2 protein-coding genes are annotated in these 2,532 nt (G+C 53.6%); both read left to right on the top strand.

Annotated features, from left to right (window positions below; translation table 11 throughout):
* A partial coding sequence (hutU, locus tag Q0L26_RS05695; protein WP_296648577.1) for a urocanate hydratase occupies nt 1–1,394 on the top strand: 1,394 nt, incomplete at its 5' end.
* 1 nt (nt 1,395) lies between these two features.
* A partial coding sequence (hutI, locus tag Q0L26_RS05690) for an imidazolonepropionase (protein WP_296648575.1) occupies nt 1,396–2,532 on the top strand: 1,137 nt, incomplete at its 3' end.

Below are 2,532 nucleotides of genomic sequence, written 5' to 3'. Positions count from 1 at the left end.
CCCACGAGTGGGCACCGCGCGTGCTGCTTGCAAACTCAAACTTGGTTGGTGACTGGGCTAACTGGCCAGAGTTCCGCCGCCTAGAACACCTAGGTCTAACCATGTACGGTCAGATGACCGCCGGCTCATGGATCTACATTGGCACCCAGGGAATTCTTCAGGGCACCTACGAAACTTTTGCAGCAGTTGCCGAACAATCTTTTGGTGGCACACTTGCCGGCACACTCACCCTTACCGGTGGTTGCGGTGGCATGGGTGGCGCACAACCTCTTGCGGTAACAATGAACGAAGGAACCTGTCTAATTGTTGACGTTGATCGCCGCTCACTTGAGATGCGCGTGCGCGACCGATACCTCGATGAAATCGCCGACAACCTAGACCAGGCAATCGATCTCGTCACCAAATACAAGAACGCACGCATCGCAAAATCGGTTGGTGTTGTTGGCAACGCTGCAACAATTTTTGCCGAGCTACTTAAGCGAGAAGTACCAATCGACATCATTACTGACCAAACTTCTGCTCACGACCCGCTGTACTACATTCCAGAGGGCATGGACGTTGACACCGCAAAGGATTACCGCGAAAGCAATCCCGAAGACTTCACCAAGCGCGCACAAGCTGCAATGGCCAAGCACGTTGAAGCAATGGTTGGCTTCATGGACAAGGGCGCAATCGTCTTTGACTACGGAAACTCAATTCGTGACGAAGCTCGCAAGGGTGGTTACGATCGCTCATTCGCCTTTCCTGGTTTCGTGCCCGCCTACATTCGACCACTCTTCTGCGAGGGCAAGGGTCCATTCCGTTGGGTTGCACTATCTGGCGACAAAAAAGATATCTACCGCACAGACCAAGCGATGATGGAACTGTTCCCAGAAAACAAACACCTACACCGATGGCTAAACATGGCGCAAGAGCGCGTGCAGTTCCAAGGTTTGCCAGCACGCATTTGCTGGTTGGGTTATGGCGAACGCGACAAGGCCGGAGCAGTTTTCAACGACCTAGTTAAGCGCGGCGAAGTTAGCGCGCCAATTGTTATTGGTCGCGATCACCTTGACTGTGGTTCGGTTGCCTCGCCTTACCGCGAGACAGAAGCAATGCTCGACGGCTCAGACGCAATCGCCGACTGGCCAATCCTGAACGCCATGTTGAACGTGGCCTCTGGCGCCAGCTGGGTATCGCTGCACCACGGTGGCGGTGTTGGCATGGGTCGCTCGATTCACGCCGGTCAAGTATCGGTTGCCGATGGCTCTGATCTAGCGGCCGAGAAGCTGCAGCGCGTGCTGACCAACGACCCGGGCATGGGCGTTATCCGTCACGTGGATTCTGGCTACGACATTGCCAAGCGCGTTGCTCACGAAAAGCACGTGCACGTGCCGATGCTTGATACTGAGTAGCATGTCCACTCTCTTCAACAACATTGCATCGTTGGTGACAAACACCGATGCACACTTCGCGAACCCTGCGTTCATTGTTGAAGAAGGAAAGATCGCGTGGATTGGTGAAGCAAGCTCGGCACCCGCTGCTGATGCAAATGTTGATCTGCAAAACAAAACTGTGATTCCAGGTTTCGTTGATTCACACGCGCACCTCATGTTTGCCGGTGATCGTGCCGAAGAATTTTCTGCTCGCATGCAGGGTCAGGCATACAGTGCCGGTGGAATCAAAACCACAGTTGCTGCAACTCGTGACGCGAGCGATGCACAACTTGAGGCAAACCTTGCGCGATTAGTTGCCGAGATGAACGCGAGTGGCATCACCACTTTTGAAACCAAGAGCGGCTACGGCCTAGATATTGAAACCGAATCACGCTCGCTCGCGATTGCAGCAAAACACACCAGCGAAACTACTTTTCTTGGTGCGCACGTTGTGCCACAGGAATTCAAGAGCGGTGCAAATTTTGCTTCTGACGAAGCGGGCGCAGACGCATACGTTGAGCTCGTAAAAAACCAAATGCTCACCGCAGCAGCTCCCCACGCAAAGTGGATTGATGTGTTTTGTGATCGCGGTGCATTCAACGTTGATCAAGCCCGCGAAATTCTCAATGCGGGAATTGCAGTGGGTCTTGCACCTCGCATTCATGCAAACCAACTTGAAAACATCGGCGCCATCCAACTTGCCGTTGAACTTGATTGCGCATCGGCAGATCACTGCACGCATCTGAACCACGACGACATTGACGCACTCGCAAACTCAAACACCGTGGCAACACTTCTTCCTGGCGCAGAATTTTCAACTCGTTCAAACTATCCAGACGCACGCAAACTTATTGACGCCGGAGTGACTGTTGCACTCGCAACAGATTGCAACCCAGGATCCAGCTACACAACTTCAATGGCATTCTGCATCGCCCTTGCGGTTCGTGAAATGCACATGTCTCCGGCCGAGGCACTTTGGTCGGCAACCATGGGTGGCGCTAAGGCGCTGCGCCGAGACGACATCGGTCATATTTCTGTTGGTGCACGCGCAGACTTTGCAGTCATCAACGCACCAAGCTACATTCACCTGGCCTACCGCCCGGGAGTAAATTTGATT

It is taken from the genome of Rhodoluna sp., from assembly GCF_024641065.1.
Taxonomy (GTDB): Bacteria; Actinomycetota; Actinomycetes; order Actinomycetales; family Microbacteriaceae; genus Rhodoluna.
The sequence above is the reverse complement of the archived record's forward strand: the minus strand, read 5'-3'. Positions and strand labels throughout refer to the sequence as shown.